This is a genomic window from Vibrio sp. Vb0598, assembly GCF_033338935.1.
Lineage (GTDB): Bacteria > Pseudomonadota > Gammaproteobacteria > Enterobacterales > Vibrionaceae > Vibrio > Vibrio alginolyticus.
The window spans coordinates 1-1590 of the sequence record NZ_JAWOTP010000089.1 but is presented as its reverse complement, the minus strand read 5'-3'; the positions used below and the strand labels follow the sequence as shown (position 1 = coordinate 1590).

Annotated in this window: 2 protein-coding genes; one reads left to right on the top strand and one right to left on the bottom strand. The window is 39.0% G+C overall.

The genetic code is table 11. The features are described 5' to 3' along the window. Positions 1-483 precede the first annotated feature (483 nt). A complete protein-coding gene (locus R7Q38_RS23130) occupies positions 484-669 on the top strand; it encodes a DUF3545 family protein (RefSeq protein ID WP_005459060.1) in 186 nt (61 codons plus the stop codon). Between the two features lie 230 nt (positions 670-899). On the opposite strand, the gene R7Q38_RS23125 is transcribed toward R7Q38_RS23130, so the two are convergent. After that, positions 900-1451: a hemerythrin domain-containing protein gene (locus tag R7Q38_RS23125; RefSeq protein WP_005459058.1), complete on the bottom strand. Its 552-nt coding sequence runs from the start codon at positions 1449-1451 to the stop codon at positions 900-902. Positions 1452-1590 lie beyond the last annotated feature (139 nt).

Here is a 1590-nt window from a genome sequence, read left to right as displayed (position 1 = left end):
AAGTCACCAAAAAATAACATAAAAAGAGGACTTAACACCCCAAACGCGCAACATTTCAATTACCAACATCCAACATAAATAATTACACCGACATTAATAGAACAGCACTCCATAAAAAACGAACCAAGCTAGTATTCACAAGGTGTTACATAAATTTATCTTTGCCGCCAGAGAGGTAATCGAACACTATTTCATCAAACACATTTTATGCAACTTCAACCTTTGCTTAGTACTCTAATTGAACGCATCAAATTAACATTGAAAATCTCTTCATTTAATCGTTTTCCCTTTCTCGTTTGTACATTTTTTATTCAATCGTTCACGAAGCAAAATGTGATTTTGAGAGAACTTTTGCACGAAACTGTCATGTTACCGACACAAATGCGAAATATATCATGGTTATTCTCACACCTATTGTGGTACTTAAAAAACTCCACAAGGACTGGTTACAACAGTTTAGATAAAGAAGGGTAAAGGTGGCTTATGGAAGGCTTTCAACTAGATGAGATTTTCAATCTGGATACTACCTCAACAACAAGATCTCGCGCTAAACCAGTAAAAAGAAAGTGGCGTGAAATAGAAGAGATGAACGACAGACGTAACTTACTTAAAGAACTACGTGAACTTGATGTTTGCAACGACTACAGCTTAGACGACATCAAACTCTAATTTGAACAAAAGGCCCCCTAACGGTGCCTTTTGTTTTTGTATAGAGAAGGGTTACATGTTCTGATTCTCTACGTCTAAATGTTTACGTGGACGGAATTCTTACTCAATGAGAATTAGCCGTTCTTTTTATCGAGAATTGGTTATGTTGAATTTCCATTCAATTCTCAAAGAATAAGAATTACCACAAATAAACCCGAGCAAGATTTATAGATACTCGGGCTTTGAGTGAGTTAAACAAACTCCATATCGCTTTGACGAACGCGCTCGGCAAGCTGTTTGTAGCGATCCGCAATCGTGTCACCAAATACGGGGTCGTCTTCGCTCTCTGTCCACAGACTTTCAACGTGTTGCCAGTCTTCAGTAGTAAAAAGCTCTTCAATTAATGGCAGGATTTTTCTCTCTTCGAGCTCAAGGTGACGCTTTTGCGACTCAATGAAATCTTCTAGCTGAGCAATAAAGATGTCTTGAGGAACAACCGCATCTTGCAAAATCATCTCAATGAGCATCGAAAACTCTTTGGTCTTCTCGGCGAGCTCTTGGTGCTCTTTCTCCAAGTTTTCCATGGTTTGTTGCTTACCGTAATGCTTGAGGAAATGATGGTAGAGAATATCTTCTTTCGGATGATGAATTTTTTCCGAATGGTTTGAGAGGTAGTCAACAATCTCGCTTACTAGCGAGTAATTAATGGCGTTTTCTTCTTTTATTTCGTTGAGTTTATGGCGCAATATGGCCAGCAGGCGAACCATGTAGCCGTGTTCGCGTCGAATTCTTTCGATCATCATAGCGTCTCTCCTTAACACCTACTTTCAATAAGTGTACATGAGAAATTCGCTACCAGCTTCGAGCATGCTCAAAAAAACAGCGATCATAGCACCATGATCGCTGTCTCTTCTTTTATACCGTTAACGGTAAATGCCAGTT